This window comes from Enterobacter cloacae complex sp. ECL352 (genome assembly GCF_020149545.1).
Lineage (GTDB): Bacteria > Pseudomonadota > Gammaproteobacteria > Enterobacterales > Enterobacteriaceae > Enterobacter > Enterobacter asburiae_B.
On record NZ_CP083709.1, the window covers coordinates 2,041,392 to 2,068,233 of the forward strand.

A 26,842-nucleotide genomic window follows, 5' to 3' on the forward strand; every position below is an offset into this window, starting at 1 on the left:
AGGGTGCTGACCGATCCCCGCTTTACGACTGAAGTTGAGATCACCGTTCCGTTCCACGACGTCGATATGATGGGCGTGGTCTGGCACGGTAACTATTTCCGCTACTTTGAGATCGCCCGCGAGGCGCTGCTCAATCAGTTTGACTATGGCTATCGCCAGATGAAGGCCTCCGGCTACGTCTGGCCCGTCGTCGATACCCGGGTGAAATACCGCGATGCGGTGACCTTTGAGCAGCGTATTCGCGTCCGCGCGCACGTTGAAGAGTATGAAAACCGCCTGCGCATTGCCTATCAAATTTTCGATGCGCAGACCGGCAAACGCACCACGACCGGCTACACCATCCAGGTAGCGGTGGAAGAAGCCACCCGCGAAATGTGCTTTGTGAGCCCGGCAATACTGTTTGAACGAATGGGAGTGACGCCATGAAATGGTGGCCTTTGCTGGCGCTTCTCGTCAGCCCGCTGGTCAGCGCCGTGACGCTGGATGAACTGCAGCAGCGCTTCACCGGGCAGCCCGTCGTGCGCGCGCACTTCGAACAGGTTCGCACCATAAAAGATATGCCGCAGCCGCTGCGCTCGCAGGGCGAGATGCTGATCGCCCGCGACAGCGGCCTGCTGTGGGATCAAAAAGCGCCGTTTCCGATGACGCTCCTGCTGGACGACAAGCGGATGGTTCAGGCCATTAACGGCCAGCCGCCGCAGACCGTCACCGCCGACAATAATCCGCAGATGTTCCAGTTCAACCATCTTCTGCGGGCCCTGTTCCAGGCCGACCGCAGGGTGCTTGAAGAGAACTTCCGCATCGATTTTAAAGACCTGGGAGCGGGCCGCTGGTCGCTGGTGCTTACGCCAAAAACGACGCCGCTGGACAAGATTTTCGCCACCCTCGATCTGGGCGGCGCGACCTATCTGGAGACGATTCGTCTCAACGACAAACAGGGCGACCGTACCGATATCGCCCTTTCACGCCACCAACTGACGCCCGCCAGCCTGACCGATGACGAACGCCAACGCTTTGCCGCACCGTAAATCCCTGCGCCCGGCGCTGCTGTGGGCCACGCTATGCCTGATTCTGCTGGGCGTGCTGTTGTCGCTGCTGCCCGGCGCGCGTCTGAACAGCAGCGTGCTGGCCATGCTGCCGAAGCAGACGCTGGGGGCGATCCCGCCGGCGCTCAACGACGGGTTTATGCAGCGTCTCGACCGCCAGCTGGTCTGGCTGGTCAGCCCTGGCAAAGAGCCCGATCCGCGCGTGGCGCAGCAGTGGCTGGCGCTGCTGCAAAGCAGCGATTCGCTCAGCGAGGTCAAAGGCCCGATGGACGCCGCCGGGCAAAAAGCCTGGGGAGAGTTCTTCTGGCAGCACCGAAATGGCCTGATCGATCCCGCCACCCGCGCCCGCCTGCAAAACGGCGGAGAAGCGCAGGCGCAGTGGATTTTATCTCAGCTCTATTCGGCCTTTTCCGGCGTCAGCGGCAAAGAGCTGCAAAACGATCCCCTGATGCTGATGCGCGGCTCGCAGCTCGCTCTGGCGCAAAACGGCCAGAAGCTGCGGCTGATGGACGGCTGGCTGGTCACACAGGATGAGGCGGGAAACTACTGGTATCTGCTGCACGGCGAGCTGGCGGGCTCGTCATTTGATATGCAGCAGACCCACCGGCTGGTGACGACGCTTAACGCGCTGCAGGAGACGCTAAAAGCCCGTTTCCCGCAGGCGCAGCTGCTTTCGCGCGGGACCGTGTTCTACAGCGATTACGCCAGCCAGCAGGCCAAACGCGACGTCTCGACGCTGGGCATCGCCACCCTGCTTGGCGTGTTCCTGCTCATCGTGGCGGTGTTCCGCTCTCTGCGCCCGCTGCTGCTGAGCGTGCTCTCCATTGCCATCGGCGCGCTGGCGGGTACGGTGGTGACGCTGCTGCTCTTTGGCGAACTGCACCTGATGACGCTGGTGATGAGCATGAGCATCATCGGTATTTCAGCCGACTACACGCTCTACTACCTGACCGAACGGATGGTGCACGGCGCGGAGCACTCCCCCTGGCAAAGCCTGGCCAAAGTACGCAATGCGCTGCTGCTGGCGCTGCTGACGACCGTCGCCGCCTACCTGATTATGATGCTGGCCCCCTTCCCCGGGATCCGCCAGATGGCGGTGTTCGCCGCCGTGGGGCTGAGCGCCTCCTGCCTGACGGTGATTTTCTGGCATCCGTGGCTGTGCCGGGGTTTACCGGTGCGCCCGGTTCCGCTGATGGTTATCATGCTGCGCTGGCTGGCCGCGTGGCGACGCAATAAAAAATTGTCCGTGGGTTTGCCCGTCGCGCTGGCGCTGCTCTCCGCCGTGGGGATGAGCACCCTGAGGGTGGACGACGACATCGCACAGCTGCAGGCGCTGCCGAAAAATATTCTGGCCCAGGAGAAGGCCATTACCGCCCTGACCGGACAGAGCGTCGATCAGAAATGGTTTGTGGTTCATGGCGCCTCGCCTCAGCAAACGCTGGAGCGGCTGGAAGCCTTTACACCGGCGCTGGCACAGGCGCAGAAAGCCGGAGAGATTGCCCGCTGGCGTACGCTGCCGCTGAACTCGCTGGCCCGCCAGAAAAGCGATCTTACGCTGCTGCGCGAGGCTGCCCCTGCGGTAACTAACGTGCTGAAAAGCGCCGGGCTCAACGCCGTATCCCCGAATCTCGACGCCATGCCGGTCAGCGTGGACGCGTGGCTTAAAAGCCCGGCCAGCGAAGGCTGGCGTCTGCTCTGGCTGACCCTGCCCAACGGGGAAAGCGGCGTGCTGGTGCCGGTGGACGGCGCGAAAAACAGCGCTTACCTCGGTGAACTGGCCGCGCGCCATGACGGCGTCGTCTGGGTCGATCGCAAAGCCAGCTTTGACAGCCTGTTTGCCCTCTACCGCACGCTGCTGACGGGGCTACTCTTTGCCGCGCTGGCAGTCATTGCCTGCGGGGCGATGCTGCGCCTCGGCTGGCGTAAAGGGCTGATAAGCCTGGTGCCGTCCGTGCTGTCGCTGAGCTGCGGCCTGGCGGTGCTGGCCGCAACGGGCCACCCGGTGAATCTGTTCTCACTGCTGGCGCTGGTACTGGTGCTCGGCATTGGCATTAACTACACGCTGTTTTTCAGCAACCCGCGCGGTACGCCGCTGACCTCGATGCTGGCGATTACGCTGGCCATGATGACCACGCTGCTGACGCTGGGCATGCTCGTCTTCAGCGCCACCCAGGCCATCAGCAGCTTTGGCATCGTGCTGGTGAGCGGTATTTTTACCGCCTTCCTGCTGGCTCCGCTGGCGATGCCGGATAAGAAAGAGAGAAAACGTAAATGAACGCTTTTTATCGCGCCGTTGCGCTGGCCGCGGCGCTGCTGCTGGCAGGCTGCAGCCATTCGACCGATACCAAAGAGACGCGGCCTCAGGCCTGGCTCCAGCCGGGCACCAGAGTGACGCTGCCGCCGCCCGGCATCAGCCCGGCGGTAAGCTCCCAGCAGCTGCTGACCGGCAGCTTTAACGGACAGACACAGTCCCTGCTGGTGATGCTCAACGCGGATGCGCATAAGGTCACGCTGGCCGGGCTCTCTTCCGTGGGCATTCGTCTGTTCCTGGCAACGTACGATGAGACCGGTATTCATACCGAGCAGTCGATCGTCGTGCCGCAGCTGCCGCCCGCCAGCCAGGTGCTGGCCGACGTGATGCTCAGCCACTGGCTGATTAGCGCCTGGCAGCCGCAGTTGCCGAAGGGCTGGACGTTAACGGACAATGGCGATCGGCGCGAGCTGCGTAACGCCAGCGGCAAGCTGGTGACGGAGATTGTCTACCTGCAGCGCAAAGGCAAGCGCGAGCCGATCAGCATCGAGCAGCACGTCTTTAAATACCACATCACCATTCAATATCTGGGTGACTGAGATGATTTATATATCCGCTGTTGGCATGGTCAACGCGCTGGGCAACTCGCCTGACGAGATTGCCGCGAACCTGACGGCAGGCGTGGCGCCGGGGATGCACGCCCGGACCGGCTGGTTGCAGGGTTTACCCGAAGCCGTTCTGGGCGGCGTGGAAGGCGAGCTTCCGCCCATCCCGGACGCCTTCGCCGCACACCGCACCCGCAATAACCAGCTGCTGCTGGCCGCGCTGTCGCAGATTCAGCCCGCCGTTGACGAGGCCATCGCCCGCGTCGGTCGTGACCGCGTGGCCGTGGTGCTGGGGACCAGCACCTCCGGGCTGGACGAAGGCGATGAGCACGTGCGCCACATGGCCCATGGCGAAGCGAGCACGCGCTGGCAGTATCCGCAGCAGGAGCTTGGCGATCCGTCCCGCTTCCTCGCCAACTGGCTTCAGCTCGAAGGCCCGGCCTATACGATCTCCACGGCCTGCTCTTCCAGCGCGCGGGCGATGATCGGCGGCAAACGCCTGATTGAAACCGGGCTGGTGGATATCGCCATTGTCGGCGGGGCCGATACCCTGAGCCGAATGCCCGTCAACGGCTTTAACAGCCTTGAATCCTTCTCCCCTACGCTCTGCGAGCCGTTCGGCCGCGACCGCCGGGGGATCACCATTGGTGAAGCCGCCGCGCTGATGGTATTGAGGCGGGAGCCCGCCGACGTGGCGCTGCTCGGAACGGGCGAATCCAGCGATGCGTACCATATTTCCGCCCCGCATCCGCAGGGTGAAGGGGCGATAAGGGCTATCGCGCAGGCGCTTAACGAAGCGGATATGCAGCCGCAGGATATCGGCTACATCAACCTGCACGGCACGGCCACGCCGCTCAACGATCAGATTGAATCGCAGGTGGTTCACGATCTCTTCGGGGAAAGCGTGCCGTGCAGCTCAACCAAACACCTTACCGGCCATACGCTGGGCGCCGCCGGTATTACCGAAGCGGCCCTGAGCTGGCTGATTCTGACGCGCGATCTGCCGTTGCCGCCGCAGGACTTCGCCCGCTACGCGCCGGACGACACGCTAGCGCCGTGCGGCCTGCTGCACCAGCGAGCCGCTCTGAAAAAACCGGTCATTTTGTCTAACTCGTTCGCGTTTGGCGGCAATAACGCCAGCATCCTGCTGGGGAGAGCCTCATGAGCTACTTATCACCCGAAGCCTATTTGCCGCACGAGGCGCCAATGATGCTGCTGGGATCCGTTGAGAACGTTACGGACGACACGGCGGTCTGCCGCGTTGCGGTCAACGGGCAAAGCGTGCTGGCGCCGTTTCTCAATGCCGATGGCGACCTGCCGGGCTGGTACGCGCTCGAGCTGATGGCGCAGACCGTCGGCGTCTGGTCAGGCTGGCATCGCCAGCAGCAGGGGCAGGATCATATCGCGCTGGGCATGGTGCTCGGCGCGCGCGAGCTGGTCTGCGCCAGCGGGCGTTTCGCCGCAGGCCTGACGCTGGACATCACCGTTAAGCTGCTGATGCAGGACGAACGCTTCGGCAGCTTTGAATGCGCGATTTCCGCTAATGAAGAGACGCTGGCCACGGGCCGGGTCAACACCTTCCAGCCGAGCGCAGAAGAATTAACATCGCTTTTTAATCAGGGATCTAACGCATGAGTCGTTCCGTACTGGTCACCGGGGCCAGCAAAGGCATAGGGCGCGCCATCGCTCGTCAGCTTGCCGCCGACGGGTTTACCGTAGGCGTGCATTACCATCGTGATGCCGCAGGCGCGCAGGATACGCTGGACGCCATCACGCAGGCGGGTGGCAACGGTCGTTTACTCGCCTTTGATGTGGGCAACCGCGAACAGTGCCGCGAGGTGCTGGAGCAGGAGATTGAAGCCCATGGCGCATGGTATGGCGTGGTCAGCAACGCCGGAATTACGCGCGACGGCGCCTTTCCGGCGCTGAGCGAAGACGACTGGGACAGCGTGATCCACACCAATCTCGACAGTTTTTATAACGTCATTCACCCCTGCATTATGCCGATGATTGGCACCCGTAAAGGGGGGCGCATTATCACCTTATCGTCCGTGTCCGGCGTGATGGGCAACCGCGGTCAGGTGAACTACAGCGCGGCCAAAGCGGGCATTATCGGCGCCACCAAAGCGCTGGCGATTGAGCTGGCAAAACGCAAAATCACCGTCAACTGCATTGCCCCGGGGCTGATTGATACCGGCATGATTGAGATGGAAGAGGCCGCGCTGAAGGAAGCCATGTCCATCATCCCAATGAAACGGATGGGCCAGGCTGAAGAGGTCGCCGGGCTGGCAAGCTATCTGATGTCGGATATTGCGGGCTACGTTACCCGCCAGGTCATTTCCATTAACGGAGGCATGCTATGACGCGTCGCGTGGTGATTACGGGCATGGGCGGCGTGACCGCCTTTGGCGAAACCTGGCAATCCGTTTCCAGCAAGCTGCTGGCGTATGAAAACGCGGTGCGTAAAATGCCGGAATGGCAGGTGTACGATGGCCTGCATACCCTGCTGGGCGCGCCGATCGACGATTTCACGCTGCCGGAACACTATACCCGCAAGCGTATTCGCGCCATGGGCCGCGTGTCGCTGATGTCGACCCGCGCCACCGAGCTGGCGCTGGAGCAGGCGGGGCTGATTGGCGAAGCGGTGCTCACCAACGGCCAAACCGGTATCGCCTACGGTTCTTCGACAGGCAGCACCGGTCCGGTCAGCGAATTCGCGACCATGCTCACCGAAAAGCACACCAATAACATCACCGGGACAACCTACGTCCAGATGATGCCGCACACTACGGCGGTGAATACCGGCCTGTTCTTTGGGTTGCGCGGCCGCGTGATCCCGACGTCGAGCGCCTGTACCTCCGGCAGCCAGGCGATTGGCTACGCCTGGGAGGCGATTCGCCACGGGTATCAGACCGTGATGGTCGCGGGGGGCGCGGAAGAATTGTGTCCGTCTGAAGCGGCGGTGTTTGACACGCTGTTTGCCACCAGTCAGCGTAACGACGAACCCAAAACCACCCCTTCACCGTTCGATACGCAGCGCGATGGTCTGGTCATTGGGGAAGGCGCAGGCACCCTGATTCTGGAAGAGCTGGAGCACGCCAGAGCGCGCGGGGCGACAATCTACGGAGAGATCGTGGGCTTTGCCACCAACTGTGACGCGGCCCATATCACCCAGCCTCAGCGTGACACCATGCAGATTTGCATGGAGCAGTCGCTGGCCATGGCGGGATTAAGCGCCCGGGATATGGGGTATATCTCCGCGCACGGTACCGCCACCGATCGCGGCGATATCGCCGAAAGTCAGGCCACTGCCGCCATCTACGGTGACAGCGTGCCGGTTTCCTCGCTGAAGAGCTATTTTGGCCATACGCTGGGTGCCTGCGGCGCGCTGGAAGCGTGGATGAGCCTGCAGATGATGCGTGAAGGCTGGTTTGCCCCGACGCTCAATTTAACGCAGCCGGATGAGCAATGCGGTGCTTTAGATTATATTATGGGGGAAGCCCGTCAGATTGACTGCGAGTATCTGCAGAGCAATAACTTCGCGTTTGGCGGCATCAACACCTCGATTATCATTAAACGCTGGGCGTAACTATGTACCAGTTTGTACTGGGAAAAATCTCCACCCTTTGCGCGGACCCGCTGGCGTCAGCGCTCGCAGACAGGGCGCCTCAGGGTGCCCGACAGGCCTCCTGGCTGGCCGGGAGGACGCTGCTCGCCAGAACGTTATCCCCTCACCCGCTCCCCGACATCATTTACGGCGAGCAGGGCAAACCGGCCTTTGCGAAGGGTCATCCGCTGTGGTTCAACCTGAGCCACAGCGGTGACGATATCGCCCTGCTGATGAGCGATGAAGGTGAAGTCGGCTGCGATATCGAAGTGATTCGCCCGAGGAAGAACTGGCAGGCGCTGGCTAATGCGGTATTCAGCATGACCGAGCATGACGAGCTGGAGCGTGAAGCGCCCGAGGAACGGCTTTCCGCCTTCTGGCGTATCTGGACGCGGAAAGAAGCGATTGTGAAACAGCGTGGCGGCAGTGCCTGGCAGATTGTCAGCATCGACAGCACGGCGCAGACGCACGCGGTCAGCCAGCTACAGGTCGGCTCGCTGAGCCTTGCCGTCTGCACATCGACCCCTTACACCCTGACCCACGAGTCGATTATTCACGTTGGGACGTTCGGGGCAGAAAAATCACTAACACACCCAGAATAATAAATCCGACGCCCACCAGCCCGTGCCAGGAGAAGCGTTCTCCCCGGCCGGGCAGCAGGATCGCCGCGCCCCACACCAGAATATAGCTGAGGCTCAGCAGGGCATAGGCTTTGCTGAGCGCCATGCGATGCAGCGCCAGATACCAGCAGCCCATCGAGGCCACGTACCCCGTCAACCCCAGCAGCAGCGCACCCGTGCCGGACGAGAAGTGCCACAGCGCGGATATCAGCGCCAGGATCTCACTGACCGGTGGCAATGCCTGCATGGCATTGCGCAGCAACAGCTGCGCCGCGCTGACTAACAGCACGCTGCATAAGGCCCAGAACGCTCCTTTCACAGGCTCCCTCCCAGGATAACAATCCCAATGATGATGAACCCTACCCCCAGCCAGTGATGCGCAGCAACGTGCTCACGCCAGAACGCCTTCGCCGCCAGCGTCACCCAGACAAAATTGAGGCTCAGCATAGGGTACGCGATGCCGACAGGGAGGCGTTGCAGCACCACCAGCCAGACCAGCATCCCGCTGCCCAGCGCCAGCAGTGCCAGGCCAAGCCACAGCGCGATATGCGTCCCGCGCCGCCCGGCTTTCGCCGGACGGGTGGCCTGTTTCTGGCACAGCTGCCCCGCGCAGCTGAGCAGGCTTGCCAGTATCAGCCAGATCCAGGTCATCACTTCGGCAGGTACTCCAGCAAGGCCAGACGCCCCTGGATATAGAGATTGTCCGGCTGCGGTAAATTCGCCCGTGAAATATCGTCGCGTTTTGACAGCAGCATCACCAGCGACACGCGCCCCTGCTGACGATGCGCTGCCAGCCACTGCGCGAAGTCGTCCTCACTGACAAAACGATCTTTCACATCGGGATAATCCAGCCCGTAGCGCAGTTCGCCGCTCTGACCAAACAGCGTGATGTCATTGCGCTTCAGCTCCCACGCCAGGCCCGCGGCCACGCCCACGTTATTGGCCAGCACGAATCGGCTTTCCTGAAGCGGCTCGCGCACGGTATCGACCAGCGACTGCGGCTGTTTGGAATCCACCACCAGGTTAGGAATGGCAAAACCAATCAGCAGCGCCAGCCCTGCGGGGCACAGTGCCGCCAGCCACCAGCGCTGCTGGCTCTGTCTGAAGGTAAACCAGCCTACCGCGGCCCAGATGAGGAACGCCACCACCGCACAGAAGACTTTATACAGTTCGACCGACGTCCAGACCGGATGCTTAGACAGTCCCCACGGCGAGACCACCAGCGCCGCCACCACGCCAATAACGCCAAACGCCAGGTTAATCCCGCCGTTAATGCGTAACGCTCTGGCACCTTTTTCCGCCGCGAGGCAGGCATAGCGCGCCATCAGGATCGCCAGCGGGGCAAAGCACGGCAGGATATAGGTCGGCAGCTTGCCTTTGGCGATGCTGAAGAACAGCAGCGGCATCACCACCCAACCCAGCAGATAGAACCCGCCACCCGCGTTTTGTCGGTCATTCCAGCCGAGACGAATCGCACCGGGCAAAAGCGCAAGCCACGGCAGGCTGCCCGCGATCAGGAACGGTATGTAGTACCAGAACGGGGCTTTGTGCTGCGCGTCGCTCTGGGCAAAACGCTGAATATGCTCAACCCAGAAGAAATAACGCCAGAAGTCAGGTTCACGCTGCGCAATAGCCAGCCCCCACGGCAGAACAATCAGCACGCAGCTCAGGATCGCGAGCCAGCCAAAAATCAGCACCTCTTTCCAGCGCTTATGGGCGATTACCCACGGCAGCACGCCAATCACCGGTACCGCCAGCGCCAGGAAGCCTTTGGTCATCACCCCCATCCCGCAGGCCAGCCCAAGCAGCACATAGCCGCCCGCTTTTCCGGCAACGGTTTGGGCTTGCGATGCCAGCCAGAAGCTGCACATCGCCGCCACCAGCCACAGGGTGATGATAGGATCCAGCACCGCATACGTGCCGATGCCATACACCAGGAACAGGGTCAGGAAGATAAGACCGGAGAAAATGGCGGTCCGCTTATCTCGCCAGAGACGCCAGGCCATCCAGATGACCAGCAGCGCCGCTAACCCGGTTGAGAATATAGATCCGGCGCGCACGGCGAGGTTGGTGTGCCCGAACAGCAACTGCCCGATGCTGTTGATCCAGTAGCCAGCAATCGGTTTTTCAAAGTAACGCAGCCCCAGAAAATGCGGGACTACCCAGTCTCCGGATGCCAGCATTTCGCGGCTGATTTCCGCATAGCGCGTTTCATCAGGCTGCCAGAGCAGACGAATATCGACCGGAATGAGGTAGTAAACGATAAACAGTGCGAGAAGCGCTAAGCCATAACGGGCTGTTTTCATGGGACCGGACTCACGGTTTGTTGATAGCCAAGCCAGCCTTCCCGGCCAGCCATTTCATTACGTACGACTTTGCCCACGGGCAGGGTGCTGAGATCGTCCGGCAGCAGCTCGCTCAACGGGCAAAATTCAATGCCCTCCTGAGCGGCCATCGTCAGCAGTTCATCGAAATCATGCTGATACGCAATCCCTTCCACTTCGGCATGGATGGTATACACCGGCGTGCCGGCGTCACGATGGATGCGGTCCAGAATGTAGCGATTGAACTCATCCGCCTTCACCTCGCGCCCGACCACTTCATCCCAGGTGGGAAGCGTAACCGGAATTTGCACCGTTCCGTAGCGATTTTCACCTAACAGCGGCAAAAAGGGTCCGGTTCCGCGGCAGTCGCTGTTGTAGCGAAACGCAAAGGCTTCTTTGGCCTTCACGACGCGCTGATCCGCACGCCATCCCGCCACGGCGGAGCAACGCACGGGCTGACCGGTAATGGCCTCCAGCTCCAGCATCCCACGCTCGACCTCACGGGACAGGCGCGGGATATCCCAGACGCCCGCCCAGGCTTGCCAGGCATGGTGGTCCCAGGCGTGCAGACCCACCTCATGATGCTGCGCCGCCTCACGGATAACGGCTTCATTACCCGCGCCGATACGTCTGCCGGGCCAGGCGGTGCCGGCCAGCAAAATATCCCAGCCGTAGAGGGATGCTGCGCGCGAGCGCAGCATTTTGAACAGAAATGCCGGTTTAATCAGACGCCATAAATGGCGTCCCATGTTGTCAGGCCCCACGCTGAAGAAAATGCTGGAACGCACACCGTGTTTGTTCAGCAGTTCCAGCAGTTTGGGTACGCCGTCACGCGTTCCCCTGAAGGTGTCGACATCAATGCGTAAACCGACTTTTTTCATGAGACCTGTTCCGACAGCTCCACGGTGCGCAGGAAGAAATCGAGCGTTTCGTCAATGGTCTGCTCCATCTTCACCGTCGGCGTCCAGTTCAGGCAGCGCTTCGCGTTGCGAATGCTTGGCTTACGGTGCTCAACGTCCTGATACCCTTTGCCGTAGTAGCTGCTGCTTTCCACTTCGCGGAAGCCGGCAAACGGCGGGAACTTGTCGCGCAGCGGATGGCGCTCAAAGCTGGCCAGCAGCATCTCTGCCAGCTCGCGAATGCTCGCTTCGTTGTCCGGGTTACCGATGTTGATGATTTCACCGTTGCAGCGGTTATCTTTGTTTTCGATGATGCGGAACAGCGCTTCGATACCGTCGCTGATATCCGTAAAGCAGCGTTTCTGTTTCCCGCCTTCGATAAGCTTAATTGGCGAGCCTTCTACCAGGTTCAGGATCAGCTGGGTGATCGCACGGGAGCTACCAATACGCGCCGCGTTGAGGTTATCCAGACGCGGGCCCATCCAGTTGAACGGACGGAACAGGGTAAAGCGCAGGCCCTCTTTCTCGCCGTAGGCCCAAATCACGCGGTCCAGCAGCTGTTTGGAGACGGAGTAAATCCAGCGCTGTTTGTTGATCGGCCCGACCACCAGATTGGAGGTGTCTTCATCGAAGTTCTTATCGGTACACATGCCGTACACTTCAGACGTGGACGGGAAGATGATGCGCTTGTCGTATTTCACGCAGTCGCGGATGATCTTCAGGTTCTCTTCGAAGTCCAGCTCGAACACGCGCAGCGGGTTACGGGTGTACTCGATTGGCGTGGCAATGGCGACCAGCGGCAGCACCACGTCGCATTTTTTAATGTGGTATTCAATCCACTCGGAATGGATGCTGATGTCCCCTTCCACGAAGTGGAAACGCGGGTTATCGAGGAAACGGCTGATGGCGTCAGAGCCGATATCCAGACCATAGATTTCGTAGTTATCGTCTTTGAGCAGACGTTCCGTCAGGTGGTTACCGATAAAACCGTTCACGCCGAGGATCAGCACGCGGGTACGGCGTTTGATGGCAACAACCGGTGCGCTGGTGATCAGCGCCCCGGCCACCAGACCCAGAGACTGTGCCAGCTGCGTGCCCTGCACGTACAGGCCGTTGTCGGTTTGTCCGGTGACGATCTCCAGCGCCTGCTCGCCGCAGCTCACAATCAGCGGGGAGACGGAGACGACGGTGCCCGGTTTGGCAGCCGGAATATCGTCACGCACGCGGGATTTCCAGACGATAAATTTGCTTACGCCCGCAAAGCTGTACGCGCCCGGCCACGGGTCGGTCACGGCGCGCACCAGGTTGTGCAGCTGGCGGGCAGGCTTGTTCCAGTCCAGACGACCATCTTCCGGCGCGCGGCGGCCAAAGATGCTTGCCTTGCTCTCATCCTGCTCGGTCTCGCTGAAGGTGCCGTTGAGGATGCCTGGAAGGGCATCACGCAGCAGCGTCTGCGCCGTTGCATTCAGCTTTTGATGCAGCTGCAGCGCAGTTTCGTCCGCATCAATAGCGACCTTCTGCTGTGCCACGATAGCGCCCGCGTCAGCACGGCGCACCATGCGGTGCAGCGTCACGCCCGTCTCCGTTTCACCGTTCACCAGCACCCAGTTCAGCGGAGCGCGGCCGCGGTAGGCGGGCAGCAGAGAACCGTGAAGATTAAAGGCGCCTTTTGCGGCCAGACCTAAGATCTCGTCGGAAAGCAGGTTGCGATAGTAGAACGAGAAGATCGCGTCAGGCGCGAGCGCGCGGATGCGATCCACCCACAGCGGGTGGTTGACGTCGTCCGGTGCATAAACCGGGATCCCACGCTCGGCGGCGATACGCGCCACGGAGCCAAAAAAGTTATTCTCTCCGGTCGTGTCCGGATGGGTAAAGATTGCCGCAATGTCATAGCCCGCTTCCAGCAGGGCCAGCGTGCCCGTGCACCCCATATCGTGATAGGCAAATACAACAGCTTTCATGGGTGAATTTCCTCTTGAGATGCTTTGTGTTCCTGACGGACAACACGTTGAATAAAGTAGCGCGGACGCGCGCGAACATCGTTATAAATACGGCCAATGTATTCACCGAGAAGGCCCATCCCGACAAACTGGGCGCCGATGAACATAAACAGCACGGCAAAGAGCATGAAGACCCCTTCCGCCGCCCACTGCGGGCCAAAGACCAGGCGCAGCACCACCAGCAGAACGGACAGCGCAAAACCGGCCACGGCGATGATGCTGCCGAACACGCTCAGCAGACGCAGCGGCGTGGTGGTCAGACAGGTGATGAGGTCATACATCAGGTTGATGAGACGCATAAAGCTGTACTTCGATTCCCCGTGCTCGCGCTCGGCGTGCAGAACCGGAATTTCCGTTGCCTTGCGGGCAAAGGTGTTGGCGAGGATCGGAATAAAGGTGCTGCGCTCATGGCAGTGCAGCATCGCGTCGACAATATGGCGGCGGTAGGCGCGCAGCATGCAGCCGTAGTCGCCCATCGCTTTACCGGTCGTGCGCTGGATAAGGCGGTTGATGGTGCGTGAGGCCAGCTTGCGGAACAGACTGTCCTGACGGTTCTGACGTACCGTGCCGACCACGTCATAGCCTTCATCGGCTTTGGCAACCAGACGCGGGATCTCTTCCGGCGGGTTTTGCAGGTCAGCGTCCAGGGTGATGACCAGATCGCCCGTGACGTGGCTAAACCCCGCCATAATCGCCGAGTGCTGGCCGTAGTTGCGGTTGAGCAGCACGGCAACAATATGGCTGCCTTCGGCCTGCGCGGCCTCGGTCAGCATCAGCGCGGAATTATCGCTACTGCCATCATCTACCAGCAGAATTTCATAAGCCTTGCCCATCGTGTCGCAGGCGGCGGTTGTACGACGGATCAGTTCGGGCAGGCTCTCCTGCTCGTTATAAACCGGGATTACCACGGAAACTTTTTGTACAGGCGGTGCACTGAACATATCAATGTCCTGCAAGCTGATGGAGTGCGGTAATGACGCGGGTTGTGTCGTCATGAGTCATGTCCGGGAAAAGAGGGAGAGAACAAATACGCGCGCTATTCCATTCAGAATTCGGGAGCGATACATCAGGAAAACGCTCGCGGTAGTATTTTTGGGTGTGTGCCGCGCGGAAGTGGAGGCCGGTACCGATGCCTTTCTCTTTCAGCGCCGCCATCAGGTTGTCGCGTGAGATCCCGCAGCGCGCTTCGTCAACGCGAATAATAAACAGGTGCCAGGCGTGCACGTGCGGCCATGACGGAATGGTGAGCGGCTGGAACGGCGTATCGGCAAGCTCACGCAGGTAGCGTTCAGCAATTTCCTGGCGGCGTCTGTTGGCCTCTTTCAGCTTGCCTAACTGCACCAGCGCCAGCGCGGCGTTGATGTCTGCCAGGTTGTATTTATAGCCCGGCGCGATCACTTCCGCCTGCGGCGCGCGGCCGTGCGTCTGGCGGTCATAGGCATCTACGCCCAGGCCATGGAATTTCAGGCTGCGGATCCGCTGCGCCAGCTGGGCATTATCCGTGACGACTAAGCCGCCTTCCGCGCAGGTCATATTTTTAATGGCGTGGAAGGAAAAAATCGCGGTCCCTTTCCATCCCACATGACGGTTCTTGTAGTAGGTTCCGGCGGCATGGGCCGCATCTTCAATAACCGGAATACCGTGACGTTCACCGATGGCATGAATGGCGTCGATTTCACACGGCGCGCCGGCATAATGAACGGGAATAATGGCTTTGGTACGCGGGGTAATGGCGGCTTCAACGGCTTCTGGCGTCACCATTAATGTATCTTTGTCCACATCAATCATGACCGGTGTGGCACCCAGCAACACGATCATATTCAGCGTGGATACCCAGGTCTGGGAAGGGGTAATGACTTCATCGCCCGGGCCAATATCCAGCGCCATCAGCGTGACGTGCATACCCGCGGTGGCTGAACAGACGGCAATCGCATGCTGATTCCCGGTAAGCTGACAAAATGCCTCTTCAAGTTCCTGATTCTTAGGCCCAGTGGTGATCCAGCCCGACATCAAAACGTCCTGAAGCGCCGCAATTTCCTCAGCGCCCATCGACGGCCGCGAAAAAGGCAGAAAATCACTCATTATTAATTTCCTTGCAATAAAAATGGCATGTTTTTGATATTAACCAAATGCCAGCCCGTTTATTTCAACGAACCATAAACTTATATCAAAGTAGCTCTCTTTCCTTAGGGAAAAATTAAGACAACGTTTGCAACGTTATAAGACAACTAGCAGCTAGTTGAAAAACAACAAGTTAAATTAATATTAAATATTTTTAATGTGATTTTTCGCAACATTTTGAAATGGATTCATTTAAACCAATCATCAACAAACAAAAAAAAATCCCGGCCATTTCAAAATAATATGAAATAGCCGGGAACTTTTCTTTTTAGTTAATTGTCGCGCTTATTAGAGATTATCTGGAAAGTTTTTCGGTAATTCACTGGCCGCACAGGCAATAACGCTTTCATTATTGGCTCCGCAGTCGCGCACAAAGGTGATCGTAGCAAATTCATCAATCACTTCCGTTGGATACGCCGGACCCGCATCGCGATAGCTGTTCATCAGCGGAATATGGTCGTTCTGGAAGCAGACGGTTTTTTCCGGATTGTTCATGACCCAGCGTGGGAAGAAGATGGTGCCGTGGAACAGCTTGTCGCCCAGGTTCACGATCAGGCTGACGTCGGTACCGGTTGGTTCGGTCCAGGAAATTTTATAGATGCTCTCGCCTACCCGCACGATATAAGCCTGCTGATCTTTCACCCAACGGTTGGCCACAAGACCGCTGTGAATACGGTAATCAAGCGTGGTCTCATTTTTTACGTAAATCTCGTAGTTCCAGCCGTTATCGTAGGTATATACAAGATGTTTACCAACAAAGCCGCTTAAGTCGTGTTTGTCGAAGGTGTTCATAAGATGTCTCCTTTGTTTTGATGAGACGATCGTACCCCTTCAAAAAATGAATGAATAACGCTATGTTTTAATCAAATTCATCCAAATTTTAGATAAATCATGCATAAGACGACGCTGGAACAATGGGCTTTACTGGAAAGAGTGGTGGAAGCGGGCAGCTTTGCCAAAGCCGCGGAAGAAACCCACCGCAGCCAGTCCTCGGTGAGCTATAACCTGTCGCTGCTGCAGGAGCGGCTCGGCGTGGCGCTGCTGGTCCCGGAGGGGCGACGGGCGGTGTTAACTCCGGCCGGAGAACTTCTTCTCAACCAGGTTAAACCGCTGCTGAAAGCGTTTTCGTACGTTGAGACGCGCGCAGCGACCCTTCGCAACGGGATGCGAACGCGGTTAGATCTGGTGGTGGACTCCATTTTCCCGCGCCGCCGCCTGTTCGCTATTCTTCGTCAGTTCCAGCAGCAGTATCCGCAGACTCAGGTACGTCTGACCGAGGTGCTGGAAAATACCCGCGCCGATGCCATTAACGACGAAGCCGATGTGATGGTCTTAACCCGCCGCCAGGACATTACCGGGCTCGGAGAATGGCTGATGAATATCGACTTTGTTGCCGTGGCCCATTCCCGGCACCCCTTGTTTCACCTCGACGCGCCGCTAAATGATGAGATGCTGCGCCCGTGGCCGCTCATCCAGATTGCGGACAGCCAGCCCGCCGCGCGTGCTGCCGGCGAGTCGTGGACCTTCTCCACCATCGATGCCGCGATTGAAGCCGTCGTCTCTCAGGTCGGCTACGGCTGGCTGCCAGAGGAACGCATCCAGACCCAGCTGGATCAGGGCGTACTCAAACGCCTGCCGCTGAGCCACGGCGCGCGCAGGGCAACGCCGCTTCACCTGATTGTTAAACGTTCCCTCGCCCCGCTTGATGAACAGGTTGAGACGCTGTTGCGCCTTTTTAGCCAGGAGCCGTCATCCTCACCTGCTACGCTTTAAGGTCCGAACGTTAAAACGAGAAGGAGCAGATGATGAAAATCGACTTTGCGGGGAAAGTGGCGCTGGTGACCGCCTCAACCGGCGGGATCGGATTCGCCATTGCCAGAGGTCTGGCAGAAAGCGGTGCGGAAGTGATCGTCAATGGCCGCAGCACGGAATCGGTGAATAAAGGCATTCAGCAGCTCCAGCAGGTGGTGCCGGGCGTACAGGTGCGCGCCGCGATTGCCGATCTCAGCACGGCGGAAGGGGTCGAGTCGCTTCTGAAGGTGGCGAATAACGTCGATATTCTGGTCAACAACGCCGGGATTTACGGTCCGCAGGATTTCTATGCCACCGACGATGAAACCTGGGAGCGTTACTGGCAGACCAACGTGATGTCCGGCGTGCGTCTGTCCCGCGCCCTGCTGCCGGGCATGGTGCAGAAAGGCTGGGGACGCGTGGTGTTTATCTCCTCCGAGTCGGCCTGCAATATTCCGGCGGATATGATCCACTACGGCGTAACCAAAACGGCGCAGCTCTCGCTGGCGCGCGGTCTGGCGAAGTTTGTGGCGGGGAGCGGCGTGACGGTCAACAGCGTCCTGCCGGGCCCGACGATGTCTGACGGTTTCGCCGAGATGATGAAAGATGAAATCGAAAAAACCGGCAAATCGCTGGAGCAGCTGGCGAAAGAGTTTGTGATGGCCAACCGCCCCAGCTCGGTTATCCAGCGCGCGGCCACGGTTGAAGAGGTGGCCAATATGGTGATTTATGTCTGTTCGACCCAGGCCTCCGCCACCTCGGGCGCGGCGCTGCGCGTCGACGGTGGCGTCGTGGATGACATCATCTGACGCTGTCAGGCCGCACTGCCTGCGATGCGACGGGCGGTAATGTAGTGTGCCTGCCAGTAATCATCCGTCAGGGTTGAGACCGTTACGCCCTGACTGGTTGAGGCATGAATAAACTGGTTTTTGCCAATATAAACGCCGACGTGCTTGCGGTTCGGGCCCGTCTGGAAGAAGACCAGATCGCCGGCTCTCAGGCGGTATTGCGCCACCTGCACGCCGCGATGGATCTGTTCACTCGTCGTGCGCGGCAAATTAAGATGCGCCGCATCGGTGAACAGGTGCTGCATCAGTGCGGAGCAATCCACCCCGCGATGCGTGGTTCCGCCCCACCGGTACTGGGTGCCTTTCCATTTCTGGTATTGATCGAGAATACGCGAGCGCAGCGGACCTGTTTCCTGATGCACCAGCGCAGATTTCGCCGGTGATGCCGCCAGCTCGCTGTTCATCGATAACATCGACGCTGGAAGTTGAAAGCTGAACGCAGAAAACGAAGCAAAACTTAACGTGAGGATTGAAATAAGCGATCTAAGAGTCATATCAAGAAAGAAGTAGTGAGTGAGTTTTTCCTTACCTGTGGGGGCCAATGGTTCCCCTAAATATCTTGCGATGTGGCGATAATATAGACAGCTCGTTTTTTCACCAATTGTTATCGAGGCCAAAAATGGACTCACTTTGAGATCGCAAGATCGAGAAAAAAAGAGTGGTGATATAAGGACTGTCCAGCCAAAGCAGGTAAACTGATCCGCAGAATGTGTATTTCAGCTAAGACGTATTTATGACCAATATGATTGCCGACGAGACGGTGGCTAAATCCAGCGTGCTCTCTGTCTTCGACTTTGACGGGACATTAACGCACCACGACAGCTTTATTCCTTTCCTGCGTTTTGCCTTCGGCAAACGTTACTTCGCGGGCCGCCTGGTGCGCATGGCGCTGCCCACGCTCCACTGCGTGCGTCGCAAGCTGACGCGCGATGAGCTGAAGGAAGTGCTGATTAAAACCTTCCTGACGGGCGTGGATGAACACTGGTTACGCCAGCAGGCGGAAGCCTTTTGCGAAAAATACTGGAACAAGCTGATGCGCCCCGAAGGGGTTCTGGCGGTGGCGGCTGAGGTGAATTCCGGTGCGGAAGTGACCATCTGTTCCGCGTCCCCGGCGCTGGTGCTCCAGCCGTGGGCTGACAAACTGGGCATTAAGCTGATTGGCACGCAGCTGGAAGTGAAAGACGGCAAGCTGACGGGGCGCATCACGGGCAATAACTGCCGCTGCGCCCAGAAGGTGGCAAGGCTGGAAAAAGTGTATGGCGATCTGAACGCCTATCACCTGCGCGCCTGGGGAGACACCCGCGGCGACCACGAACTGCTGGCGGCGGCGCAGGATCCGCACTGGCGGCACTTCCATCACCCGCGAAAGCGTCGGAATTCACCGATTAAGGGTTAGGTGCGGTCCGGTGCCCTCACCCCGGCCCTCTCCCACAGGGAGAGGGAGAAAGGCGGTACATCAGGCCTCACGTTTCCCCGGGAACATCACGCTCGCAATAATCCCCAGCGCCAGCACGCCTAATACCACAAACAGACTGGCCGTGGCGCCAATGCTGTAACCGTGATGCCAGAAGTGATCGGTGGCATTTAACCCCAGCTTGAACGCCACGAAGAACAGCAGCAGAACCACGGCTTTCTCGAGGTGCACCAGATACTGCTTCAGCGCTTCCAGCACGAAGTAAAGCGTACGCAGGCCGAGAATGGCGAACATCATGGCGCTGTAGATAATCAGCGGCTCGCGGCTCACGGCAATAATGGCCGGCACGGAGTCAAACGCGAACATGACGTCAGAGAGCTCGACGACGGCTACGCAAAGCAGCAGCGGCGTCGCATAGCGCTTCGCCTTCTTCACGCGGCCAACCATCACGTCCTGGTTTTCCGGCTTTTCAAGCTCCGCATCCACCTCTTTCTGGGTCAGAATAAAGGCGTTGCTGCTGATTTTCGGCCAGACCGGATAGAAGCGCTTCACCAGGCGATAGGCGAGATGACCCGAGTAATCTTCCACTTCGTCGCTCTCTTCATTGCGCCTGAGCATCATCACCGCCGTCCAGCCGACGACCAGCGCGAAGATCACCTCAACGTACGGCCCCAGGCTTAACAGGCTGGTGCCGATAGCCACAAAGATGCCGCGGAAGACTATCGCCCCCAGCACGCCCCAGTAGAGCACGCGGTGACGGTACTTATCCGGCACGCCGAACCAGGCGAAGATTGCCATCATCACAAACAGGTTATCGACGGAGAGCACCTCTTCCAGCGCGTAGCCGGTGAGGAACAGGCTCGCCATCTCGGCGCCGTGGTGAACATACAGGAATCCGGCGAAGGCCATCGCCATCATGACCCAGAAAATGGACCACATCGCCGCGCTTTTCAGCGAGACGGGTTTATCGTGACGGTGCATAAAGAGGTCGATAAACATCGCCCCTACGGCCATCACCACAAAGACAACAACGGTTTCCGTCGGGAAACCGAGATGAGCAGCAGACATACAAAACCCTTTTGGCAGACAAAACACAACACCATGCAAACTGGCGTAAACCAGGAACAGAAAAGGGCGGGCCGTTAATCAGCCTCTTCGCCCTCAAAGTCGCGGCCTTCCGGCCACGCAAGGAGGAGTACTTTACCTTACCAGGCGGGGATCGCGCATCTGCCGTTTAGGCGCTCATGCCGCGCAAACGCTGCAGCACCGCCACCAGAACCGCGACAGACCAGCCCACCATCAACGCGCCCACCAGCCCTTCCACCCCGCCGATGAGCCGCCAGTGCTGGGGTAACGTGACGTCGCCGTATCCCACGGTAGCGTAGCTGACCAGTGAAAAATAGAAGCTGGTGTTCCAGTCATTAAACGCGTCGATGACAAAATAAAACGCAGCAAACAGTCCGGCCTCAAGGAGGTGGGCGAAGATCATGGAGATCACGATACCGACATTGCGTAAAACGATGCGTACCGCCGAATCGACTTCTAATTTGATGAACTTTAAAACGCCAAACATCCACAGCGAATGGATCACCACGGTAAGGGTAAGCAAAATAATAATACTGAGTAGCTGCATGATGCGTGCTCGACCAAAAGGAATCTGGCCCCGCGAACGAGGCGGGGCACCTGGTCGAAGCTTAGTTGAATGACGAGGAAAAGTTGGTGCAATAATTGCGTTGCGTGATTATCTCCCTTGCAGCGTGCCCTCTATGCGGCTGGTTCGACTGCTGTGAGCGATATATCTGCAGCGCACTATCTGTGAGTCACCTCTTATTTACATCATTTAAACCTTCCATTAACTGGATAAAAATAACGCGCCGTCGCTATAGTGGTTTTGTTTAATAAAACTGAGTTGTACCTAATAAAACAAAGAACAAACCCTGCGAGGACACAATGACAGAACATTTACGTAACGGCGCTACCGCCACCGAGGACATAGAAAGAGAGACGATGCGGAAGGTGATCTGGCGTATTCTCCCGTTTCTGATTGTCAGTTACCTGGTCTCCATTATCGATCGCGGGAATATCGGCATGGCTTCGCTGCAAATGAATGAGGACCTTGGCCTCAGCAAAGTGGCCTTTGGCTTCGCCAGCAGCCTTTACTTCGTGGCCTATTTTTTGTTTGAGGTACCCAGCAACCTGGCCATGCAGAAAGTCGGCGCCCGGCTGTGGATCCCGCGCATTATGATCAGCTGGGGCATCGTCTCCATGTGTATGGCCCTGGTGCAGAACACCACGTCGCTCTATATCGTCCGTTTTCTTCTCGGTGCTGCAGAGGCGGGCTTCTTCCCGGGCGTCGTGCTGTATCTGACCTGGTGGATCCCGTCCCGCTACCGCGCACGCATTATTGCGTCCTTTATGGTCGCCATCCCGCTCGCTAACTTCATCGGCTCCCCGCTTTCCGGGTTGATACTGTCACTGGATGGCTGGCTGGGTCTTCGCGGCTGGCATCTGCTGTTCATTATTGAAGGCTTGCCGGCGGTGCTGCTGGGTATTGCAGCCTGGTTTATTCTCCGGGATCGCCCTCATCAGGCGAGCTGGCTCAGTGATGAACAGAAAAAGTGGCTGGAAACCACGCTTGAGACCGAGCGTAGCCAGCAAAAGAACATTGGACACCAGACGACGTGGCAGTTGCTAAAGCATCGTCAGATCTGGCTGATGGCGCTGATTTACGCGGGTGCATCTTCCGCGGGCACCACCATCAGCGTCTGGTCTCCTCAACTGCTGAAATCCTTCCATCTGGATAACCTTGAGACAGGTCTGTTTAACGCCATTCCTTACGGTCTGGCATCGGTTCTGATGATTGTATGGGGACGGAATTCCGATCGTACCAACGAACGCCGCTGGCATACCGCACTCACGCTGTTTATGATTGCCGCAGGTGTGTTCGCCGCCTTTGTAAGCGTCTCGCTGTCTGCCACGATCGTTATCCTGAGCATTATGCTGATAGGCGCTTATTCAATGAAAGGGCCTTTCTGGGCGCTGGCGTCCGGTTGGATGAGCAGTACCTCAGCGGCGGCGGGACTGGCCGCGATTGGCGCCATCGCAAACCTGATAGGTGGGGCGGTGATGGTAAACGCGTACGGCATTATCAATGAGCGGACAGGCAGCTACACGCTGGCAATGCTTCCGCTGGCCGCGCTGTGCGTGGCCGGGGGTATCGCGGTGCTCATTATGGGGCGGCAGGCCCGCCGCGCTCAGCTACACGAAAAACAGGTCACGCATTAACGATGACAGAAGCGGGACATTTGTCCCGCTTCTGCGTTTAAAGATTTTCTTCCGCCGCGTCGCTCGTTTCACCAAAGAACTGCTGACAGAAGGGCTTGCTGGCGCCCATTTTCTGCGACAGACGGCTTGCAGCCGCCTTCATCAACTGCCCTATTTCCTTCTCACGACGATCTTCCGTCAGCCGCGAGATGGGGCCGGTCAGGGCTAACGCCGCAACCAGCTTGTCGTGAACGCCGAAGACAGGCATCGCAAACGCAGCGGTATGGGGGTCGCGCGCGCCTGACGTGTAGAATGGGAGTTCAGCGTCTCCCTCCGGCAGGCTTTCATTGAGCCCCCAATGGCGTAATACCTTACTGATGGCCGAATTATCGAGCGGGAACTGGCTGCCGGGAAGATTGCTGTGTCGCAGGCCATGCGACGCTTCAGCGCGAAACAGGCAAAGCCGCTGCCCTCCCTCCAGCACATACCAGCTGGCACTCTCCTGAGACGCCAGGGATAAGGCCTGAAGCTCTGGCTGAACCACCCGGGAAAGATGGAAAGATTGTTCATACAGCTTGCCGAGGTAAAGCAGACGTGGGCCCAGCGCATAATTGCCGTCTTCATGCCTGACGACGTAATTCATCCGTTCAAGAGAATTCATCAAGCGGTAAACCGTGGTTTTGTGATAACCCGACAGCTGTGCCAGCGCGGTCAGCGTCAGGCTCTCATCTCCAGGACGGAAGCAATCCAGTAAAGCCAGCGCTTTTTCAACCGCTACAACGCCTTCATTCCCCATCATTATCTCCTTTTTAGCCCGGCAGTGAGTGTACCTCAAATTTTGTGAGTCACTTCGTGTTTACATCACAAACGCCACCTCGGGTCTGGCTAAAAGGAAAGCAACACCGCTATAGTTGTTTTGTTCTGTACACCTGCATTGTACTCAGTAAAACAATATGGAGGCATTTATGTCCGTTAATGAAAAAAAACCGATTAATCGCCATTTCGAGCGCGTTTCTGCCGAGGACGTACGTCGGGCGGCCGAGTATCAGGCAGCTATTCTGGCCGACGTGGCCGGTCGCCGCGGTACGCTTCATGGCCGCATCAAACCGCTGGCCCCACACATGTCCGTTGCGGGTCCGGCCATCACCGTTGAAGTCCGCCCGGGTGATAATCTGGCGATTCATGCCGCGATGGCGGTGGCGCAGCCCGGCGATGTCCTGATCGTCGATGGCAAAGGCGACCTGAGCTGCGCTCTGCTTGGCGAAATCATGGCCACTCAGGCTCAGGCGAGCGGCATTGCGGGCATTATTATTGATGGCGCTGTACGTGACGCCGACACCCTGAGCAAAGGTCACTACCCTGTCTTTTCTGTCGGTCTGAACCCCTGCGGCCCGACAAAGTTAATTTCTGGCCGGGTTAATCATCCCATTTCAGTCGCCGGGGCGACGGTTCAGGCCGGGGATCTGGTTGTCGCGGATATCGACGGCGTGGTCGTTATCCCGCGCGATGAGGTTCAGGAGGTTATCGCTCTGGCAAAAGAAAAGCTGGAGATGGAGACCCGGCGTCTTGCCGCCATCCGTGAAGGCGATTTACGTCCACACTGGCTTGATGACGCGCTTCGTAAGGCAGGTATGTTGAGCGACGAGGAGACGCTGTGATGGGGGGCAAAGACGTAGTGCTGGTTACCGGAAGCGACCTGGCGGAGCAGGCCATGGTGATGTTACAGGGCTTTGAGGTAGTGTTTGCGGGCCGCCAGCCCACAGAAGATGACCTGATCGCGCTGTGTAAACGACACAATCCTGTGGCGATCCTGGTACGTTACGGCAGGATCACCGAGAAAGTTATGGATGCCGCCCCGGCTTTGCAGGTTATTTCCAAGCACGGAAGCGGGATCGATGTGATAGACCAGACGGCAGCGGCCGAGCGCAACATCGCCGTCCGGGCTGCGCCAGGTGCAAACGCGGCGGCAGTGGCTGAACATACCTGGGCGCTGATCCTCGCCTGCGCAAAGTCAGTGGTGCCTCTGGACAAGCGGCTGCGAGACGGGCACTGGGATAAGGCGACGCATAAATCCATTGAACTGGAGGGCTTAACGTTAGGGCTAATTGGGTTGGGTGCTATCGGCTCGCGCGTGGCGACTATTGGTCACGCTTTCGGCATGAAGGTGCTGGCTTACGATCCCTATGCTAAGACTATGCCTGCCCTGTGCGAACGCGCAGAAACGCTGAACGGACTTCTTTCCCGTTCCGATGTCATCTCTTTGCACTGTCCGCTGACCGATGAGAATCGGGGGATGATCAATAGCGAAACGCTCGCACACTGCAAGCGGAACGCAATTCTGGTCAATACGGCACGCGGTGGGCTGATCCACGATGAGTCGTTACTGACGGCGCTCAGGGATGGCACGCTGCACAGCGCCGCGCTGGACAGCTTTACCCACGAGCCGCTGACCGCGCCGCACCTCTGGCAGTCCGTAGAAAACGTGGTTATTTCACCGCATATTGGCGGCGTTACCGCAGCGTCATATATCAGGATGGGGACCGTGGCCGCGAGCAATATTCTTGCTGTGACAGACGTCACCACCGTCAGCTCGTAAAGCCAACCGTGACGAGTGGCTGTGCTCTTATGTCACTTGTCTTCTGCCAGCGCCTGAGCGCACGCCCAGGCACTTGCCCATGCCCACTGGAAGTTGTACCCGCCGAGCCAGCCAGTGACGTCCATCACTTCGCCAATAAAATAGAGCCCCGGCACGTTGCGCGCTTCCATGGTGCGGGACGAGAGCTCATTCGTGTCAACGCCACCCAGCGTCACTTCCGCCGTGCGGTAGCCTTCGGTGCCGTTTGGCTGAACGCGCCAGTTTGTCAGGGTCTCGACCAGCGTTTCCTGCTCGCGGCTGTTAAGCTGCTTGAGCGACACGTCCGGGATCTGCCCCAGCGCCTGCAAACATTCCACCAGACGTTTTGGCAGCTGCATTGCCAGGGTGTTTTTGAGGCTTTGATTCGGGTGCGCAGTACGCTGCTCGTTAAGGAACGAGTCCAGATCGCAATCGGGTAGCAGATTCACCGTGACAAACTCCCCCGGCTGCCAGTAGCTGGAGATTTGCAGTACCGCCGGGCCGGAGAGGCCGCGATGGGTAAAGAGCAGATTTTCGCGGAACACCGTCCCGTCTTCGGTGGTAATGACGGAGGGAACGGACACGCCAGACAGCGTCTGAAGCTGTTCAAGAAGCGGTTTATGCAGCGTAAATGGCACCAGCCCGGCGCGCGTAGGCAAGACTTTCAGGCCAAACTGTTCGGCAATCTTATAGCCGAACGGGGAGGCGCCCAGCCCCGGCATAGACAGGCCGCCGCTGGCGATCACCAGGCTGTCAGCGCTGACGGTTTCACCATTCAACTGCAGCGTATAACCCTGGTCGTCGCGGGCGACCTCCAGCACTTCCGTGCGCAGGCGCATGACGACGCCGCCCTTCTCGCACTCGGCCACCAGCATATCGACAATCTGCTGCGCGGAGTCGTCGCAGAACAGCTGCCCCAGCGTCTTTTCATGCCACGCGATACCGTGCTTACCCACCAGGTCGATAAAATCCCATTGGGTGTAGCGCGCCAGCGCAGATTTACAAAAATGACGGTTTTGGCTCAAATAGGCCGCGGGTTCAACATACAGATTAGTAAAGTTGCAGCGCCCGCCGCCGGACATCAGGATCTTACGGCCGGGCTTTTTACCGTTATCCAGCAGCAGCACGCGACGACCCGCCTGTCCGGCCATTGCCGCACAAAACATACCCGCCGCACCGGCGCCAATTACCACGGCATCAAACCTTTCCACGTCAAAACCCTCTTTGTTAACTGCCGCGGATTGTAAAGTTTCCTCTGTGGTCACACCAGCGTAAAAAGATATTACAAAGCCATTCCATTGAAATTTAAAGAATATCCTTTCTGGCTCTTTTCTCAAATCAGGTGGTATGTCAAAAAAAGTCTATATTTCACTTTGCCCGCCGCGCATTTGTCCTGGATAATGCGCCGCGTTCATGTCCTCAAAATGGCGTAACGTCC

General features: G+C 58.5%; 28 protein-coding genes. 15 read left to right on the forward strand and 13 right to left on the reverse strand.

What is annotated here, in order from left to right:
* The first annotated feature begins 3 nt into the window (after positions 1-3).
* From LBF07_RS10050 to acpT, 9 genes are read left to right on the forward strand one after another with little or no spacing between them, the layout of a single operon-like run.
* Positions 4-426, forward strand: coding sequence for a thioesterase family protein (locus tag LBF07_RS10050; protein ID WP_023309526.1), 423 nt, complete (start codon positions 4-6; stop codon positions 424-426).
* Positions 423-1,028, forward strand: a complete 606-nt coding sequence (locus LBF07_RS10055; protein ID WP_094934873.1) for an outer membrane lipoprotein carrier protein LolA — start codon at positions 423-425, stop codon at positions 1,026-1,028. Before LBF07_RS10050 ends, LBF07_RS10055 begins: the two co-directional genes overlap by 4 nt.
* Positions 997-3,321, forward strand: a complete 2,325-nt coding sequence (locus LBF07_RS10060) for an MMPL family transporter (protein ID WP_094934872.1) — start codon at positions 997-999, stop codon at positions 3,319-3,321. The genes LBF07_RS10055 and LBF07_RS10060 overlap by 32 nt, the downstream gene beginning before the upstream one ends.
* Positions 3,318-3,896 carry a DUF3261 domain-containing protein gene (locus LBF07_RS10065; protein ID WP_094934871.1) on the forward strand — a complete coding sequence of 193 codons (579 nt, stop codon included), beginning with the start codon at positions 3,318-3,320 and terminating at the stop codon, positions 3,894-3,896. Before LBF07_RS10060 ends, LBF07_RS10065 begins: the two co-directional genes overlap by 4 nt.
* 1 nt (position 3,897) lies before the next feature.
* Positions 3,898-5,067 carry a beta-ketoacyl-[acyl-carrier-protein] synthase family protein gene (locus tag LBF07_RS10070; protein WP_094934870.1) on the forward strand — a complete coding sequence of 390 codons (1,170 nt, stop codon included), beginning with the start codon at positions 3,898-3,900 and terminating at the stop codon, positions 5,065-5,067.
* The gene (locus LBF07_RS10075) at positions 5,064-5,537 is read left to right on the forward strand and encodes a 3-hydroxy-fatty acyl-ACP dehydratase (RefSeq protein WP_047059877.1); all 474 of its coding nucleotides are present in this window, start codon (positions 5,064-5,066) and stop codon (positions 5,535-5,537) included. The genes LBF07_RS10070 and LBF07_RS10075 overlap by 4 nt, the downstream gene beginning before the upstream one ends.
* Positions 5,534-6,265: a 3-ketoacyl-ACP reductase FabG2 gene (locus LBF07_RS10080; protein WP_048981450.1), complete on the forward strand. Its 732-nt coding sequence runs from the start codon at positions 5,534-5,536 to the stop codon at positions 6,263-6,265. Before LBF07_RS10075 ends, LBF07_RS10080 begins: the two co-directional genes overlap by 4 nt.
* Positions 6,262-7,491 (forward strand): beta-ketoacyl-ACP synthase, encoded by a 1,230-nt coding sequence (locus LBF07_RS10085; RefSeq protein WP_094934869.1) that lies wholly within the window; start codon positions 6,262-6,264, stop codon positions 7,489-7,491. Before LBF07_RS10080 ends, LBF07_RS10085 begins: the two co-directional genes overlap by 4 nt.
* 2 nt (positions 7,492-7,493) lie before the next feature.
* Positions 7,494-8,111 (forward strand): 4'-phosphopantetheinyl transferase AcpT, encoded by a 618-nt coding sequence (gene acpT, locus LBF07_RS10090; RefSeq protein ID WP_048977509.1) that lies wholly within the window; start codon positions 7,494-7,496, stop codon positions 8,109-8,111.
* Here acpT and arnF read toward each other — a convergent pair.
* From arnF to LBF07_RS10130, 8 genes are all read right to left on the reverse strand, one after another.
* Positions 8,059-8,448: a 4-amino-4-deoxy-L-arabinose-phosphoundecaprenol flippase subunit ArnF gene (arnF, locus tag LBF07_RS10095; protein ID WP_206462005.1), complete on the reverse strand. Its 390-nt coding sequence runs from the start codon at positions 8,446-8,448 to the stop codon at positions 8,059-8,061. The two genes, acpT and arnF, sit on opposite strands and share 53 nt — an antisense overlap.
* A complete protein-coding gene (gene arnE, locus LBF07_RS10100) occupies positions 8,445-8,780 on the reverse strand; it encodes a 4-amino-4-deoxy-L-arabinose-phosphoundecaprenol flippase subunit ArnE (RefSeq protein ID WP_033146851.1) in 336 nt (111 codons plus the stop codon). The genes arnF and arnE overlap by 4 nt, the downstream gene beginning before the upstream one ends.
* A complete protein-coding gene (gene arnT / locus LBF07_RS10105; RefSeq protein ID WP_064673683.1) occupies positions 8,780-10,435 on the reverse strand; it encodes a lipid IV(A) 4-amino-4-deoxy-L-arabinosyltransferase in 1,656 nt (551 codons plus the stop codon). Before arnT ends, arnE begins: the two co-directional genes overlap by 1 nt.
* On the reverse strand, positions 10,432-11,334 hold the full coding sequence (gene arnD / locus LBF07_RS10110) for a 4-deoxy-4-formamido-L-arabinose-phosphoundecaprenol deformylase (protein ID WP_094934867.1): 903 nt from the start codon (positions 11,332-11,334) through the stop codon (positions 10,432-10,434). Before arnD ends, arnT begins: the two co-directional genes overlap by 4 nt.
* Entirely contained in the window at positions 11,331-13,313 is a 1,983-nt protein-coding gene (gene arnA, locus LBF07_RS10115; RefSeq protein WP_094934866.1) for a bifunctional UDP-4-amino-4-deoxy-L-arabinose formyltransferase/UDP-glucuronic acid oxidase ArnA, read from the reverse strand. The genes arnD and arnA overlap by 4 nt, the downstream gene beginning before the upstream one ends.
* Positions 13,310-14,293, reverse strand: coding sequence for an undecaprenyl-phosphate 4-deoxy-4-formamido-L-arabinose transferase (gene arnC / locus LBF07_RS10120; protein ID WP_029740674.1), 984 nt, complete (start codon positions 14,291-14,293; stop codon positions 13,310-13,312). The genes arnA and arnC overlap by 4 nt, the downstream gene beginning before the upstream one ends.
* Position 14,294: 1 nt before the next feature.
* Positions 14,295-15,434 carry a UDP-4-amino-4-deoxy-L-arabinose aminotransferase gene (gene arnB, locus LBF07_RS10125; protein ID WP_023309541.1) on the reverse strand — a complete coding sequence of 380 codons (1,140 nt, stop codon included), beginning with the start codon at positions 15,432-15,434 and terminating at the stop codon, positions 14,295-14,297.
* 327 nt (positions 15,435-15,761) lie between these two features.
* Positions 15,762-16,265 carry a phenolic acid decarboxylase gene (locus LBF07_RS10130; RefSeq protein WP_008503103.1) on the reverse strand — a complete coding sequence of 168 codons (504 nt, stop codon included), beginning with the start codon at positions 16,263-16,265 and terminating at the stop codon, positions 15,762-15,764.
* Between the two features lie 99 nt (positions 16,266-16,364).
* Here LBF07_RS10130 and LBF07_RS10135 point away from each other — a divergent pair, with 99 nt between their 5' ends.
* Both LBF07_RS10135 and LBF07_RS10140 read left to right on the forward strand, forming a co-directional pair.
* Positions 16,365-17,246, forward strand: coding sequence for a LysR family transcriptional regulator (locus LBF07_RS10135; protein ID WP_032662157.1), 882 nt, complete (start codon positions 16,365-16,367; stop codon positions 17,244-17,246).
* Between the two features lie 32 nt (positions 17,247-17,278).
* The gene (locus tag LBF07_RS10140; protein ID WP_045403298.1) at positions 17,279-18,073 is read left to right on the forward strand and encodes an SDR family NAD(P)-dependent oxidoreductase; all 795 of its coding nucleotides are present in this window, start codon (positions 17,279-17,281) and stop codon (positions 18,071-18,073) included.
* 5 nt (positions 18,074-18,078) lie between these two features.
* Here the strand turns inward: LBF07_RS10140 and LBF07_RS10145 are convergent, their stop codons facing one another.
* Positions 18,079-18,606, reverse strand: coding sequence for an NlpC/P60 family protein (locus tag LBF07_RS10145; RefSeq protein WP_029740677.1), 528 nt, complete (start codon positions 18,604-18,606; stop codon positions 18,079-18,081).
* 239 nt (positions 18,607-18,845) lie between these two features.
* Between LBF07_RS10145 and LBF07_RS10150 the strand changes: the two genes are divergently transcribed.
* Positions 18,846-19,508, forward strand: a complete 663-nt coding sequence (locus tag LBF07_RS10150) for an HAD family hydrolase (protein WP_014885577.1) — start codon at positions 18,846-18,848, stop codon at positions 19,506-19,508.
* A gap of 60 nt (positions 19,509-19,568) precedes the next feature.
* Here the strand turns inward: LBF07_RS10150 and LBF07_RS10155 are convergent, their stop codons facing one another.
* Positions 19,569-20,594 (reverse strand): TerC/Alx family metal homeostasis membrane protein, encoded by a 1,026-nt coding sequence (locus tag LBF07_RS10155; RefSeq protein WP_024908851.1) that lies wholly within the window; start codon positions 20,592-20,594, stop codon positions 19,569-19,571.
* A 166-nt stretch (positions 20,595-20,760) separates the two neighbouring features.
* Positions 20,761-21,159, reverse strand: coding sequence for a potassium channel family protein (locus LBF07_RS10160; RefSeq protein WP_023309546.1), 399 nt, complete (start codon positions 21,157-21,159; stop codon positions 20,761-20,763).
* Between the two features lie 317 nt (positions 21,160-21,476).
* On the opposite strand from LBF07_RS10160, the gene LBF07_RS10165 reads away from it, so the two are divergent.
* Complete coding sequence (locus LBF07_RS10165) at positions 21,477-22,811, forward strand: MFS transporter (RefSeq protein WP_094934865.1); 1,335 nt, start codon at positions 21,477-21,479, stop codon at positions 22,809-22,811.
* A gap of 37 nt (positions 22,812-22,848) precedes the next feature.
* Here the strand turns inward: LBF07_RS10165 and LBF07_RS10170 are convergent, their stop codons facing one another.
* On the reverse strand, positions 22,849-23,586 hold the full coding sequence (locus tag LBF07_RS10170) for an IclR family transcriptional regulator (protein WP_033146857.1): 738 nt from the start codon (positions 23,584-23,586) through the stop codon (positions 22,849-22,851).
* A 169-nt stretch (positions 23,587-23,755) separates the two neighbouring features.
* Here LBF07_RS10170 and LBF07_RS10175 point away from each other — a divergent pair, with 169 nt between their 5' ends.
* Complete coding sequence (locus LBF07_RS10175) at positions 23,756-24,448, forward strand: RraA family protein (protein ID WP_094934864.1); 693 nt, start codon at positions 23,756-23,758, stop codon at positions 24,446-24,448.
* The gene (locus LBF07_RS10180; protein WP_094934863.1) at positions 24,448-25,386 is read left to right on the forward strand and encodes an NAD(P)-dependent oxidoreductase; all 939 of its coding nucleotides are present in this window, start codon (positions 24,448-24,450) and stop codon (positions 25,384-25,386) included. The genes LBF07_RS10175 and LBF07_RS10180 overlap by 1 nt, the downstream gene beginning before the upstream one ends.
* Before the next feature lie 32 nt (positions 25,387-25,418).
* On the opposite strand, the gene LBF07_RS10185 is transcribed toward LBF07_RS10180, so the two are convergent.
* A complete protein-coding gene (locus tag LBF07_RS10185; protein WP_094934900.1) occupies positions 25,419-26,615 on the reverse strand; it encodes an NAD(P)/FAD-dependent oxidoreductase in 1,197 nt (398 codons plus the stop codon).
* Between the last annotated feature and the right edge of the window lie 227 nt (positions 26,616-26,842).